This is a genomic window from Candidatus Regiella insecticola LSR1, from assembly GCF_000143625.1.
In the GTDB taxonomy this organism is placed as follows: domain Bacteria; phylum Pseudomonadota; class Gammaproteobacteria; order Enterobacterales; family Enterobacteriaceae; genus Regiella; species Regiella insecticola.
Map to the genome: position 1 here is coordinate 1 of NZ_GL379683.1, position 1,177 is coordinate 1,177.

Below are 1,177 nucleotides of genomic sequence, written 5' to 3' on the forward strand. Positions count from 1 at the left end.
AAATTACTCAGCAACAGCAGATGTATTACGTTACTCCCTGGTCGATGAGCATGGTGGTATTTATCTTGATACAGACGACACCCTTGTACGCCATGTCATGGTATTCAACTGAAAGCAATGCCCAATGATATCCTGCTATAATGGCGTGGTAACACATGAACCCACCTTCTTCAAAGGTCATAACACCAGTTGCTTTGCCAGTCAGCCGAATAATCCAGTATTAAAGGAGATAATCAAAGAAATGAATCGGCGTTATAAAGCAAATGCATCATTTTTTGCGACCCCTCGTCCTTATGTTATTCCGGGACAACCTCGAAGGATATCAGGGGAATTCAACAACTACCAGCGAAAAATTTTCGAAATCACTGGCCCTAAAATGTTTGATGATGTACTGCGCCAGCAAAGACCTGATTATTATTTTCTAGACAAACTACATGAGAAACACCTCAATTTTTCATCGGGAGTAGTATCAAAAGAATATACTGTGGCAGCAAAGAACGCATATGATTATTACTTTCCTTTCGACTCGATGTTTTTTGAGGTTAATATCGGTGCCGAGCAATCTATGCAACATACACGTTAGTACGACAGTTATAGCCGAATCAGTTTAATTTGATTCAAGGCGGAGATTTGGCTATATAGTTAATTCATCCATAGTGAAAAGAGTTCAAGGCATCACAGAAAAGTGGTGCCTTTCTTTCAAAAAGACCTATTGTTGATTCAAGAGGCTAGGCTATGAAAAAAATGATCATGGTATTACTGGCGGCATTACCTGTCTTCAATGCTTCTGCGCTAGAGTGCGATAACGCTCAAACCCAGTCAGAGATGAACAACTGTGCTACAGCAGCATATAAAAAAGCCGATGATGAATTAAATAAGCTCTATGAGAATATAAAAGAACGTACGCGCGGAAAGCACAAAAAAATGCTCAAAAAAACACAGCAAAAATGGATTGAATACCGTGATAGTGATTGTCGATTTCAAACCTATTTATCTAGAAAGAATTCTATCTATCCGATGGTTTATGCCTATTGTCGTGAAAATAAAACACGAGAACGTGTTAATGAATTTAAAAAAATGCTCGATTGCCCAGAGGGTGATGTAAGCTGCCCGCTTTCGGTTAATTGAGAGTGTGATGCATAGATATTCATTAAAAAGTGTTCTATACCCCTTCGCT

The 1,177-nt window shown here is 38.9% G+C and carries 3 protein-coding genes; all 3 read left to right on the forward strand.

The window, feature by feature from the left end:
- On the forward strand, positions 1 to 112 hold a 112-nt coding region (locus tag REG_RS14715), incomplete at its 5' end, for a glycosyltransferase (RefSeq protein WP_407078955.1).
- Between the two features lie 12 nt (positions 113 to 124).
- Complete coding sequence (locus REG_RS09425; RefSeq protein WP_006705426.1) at positions 125 to 583, forward strand: hypothetical protein; 459 nt, start codon at positions 125 to 127, stop codon at positions 581 to 583.
- A 152-nt stretch (positions 584 to 735) separates the two neighbouring features.
- A complete protein-coding gene (locus tag REG_RS09430) occupies positions 736 to 1,128 on the forward strand; it encodes a lysozyme inhibitor LprI family protein (RefSeq protein ID WP_006705427.1) in 393 nt (130 codons plus the stop codon).
- Positions 1,129 to 1,177: the final 49 nt, after the last annotated feature.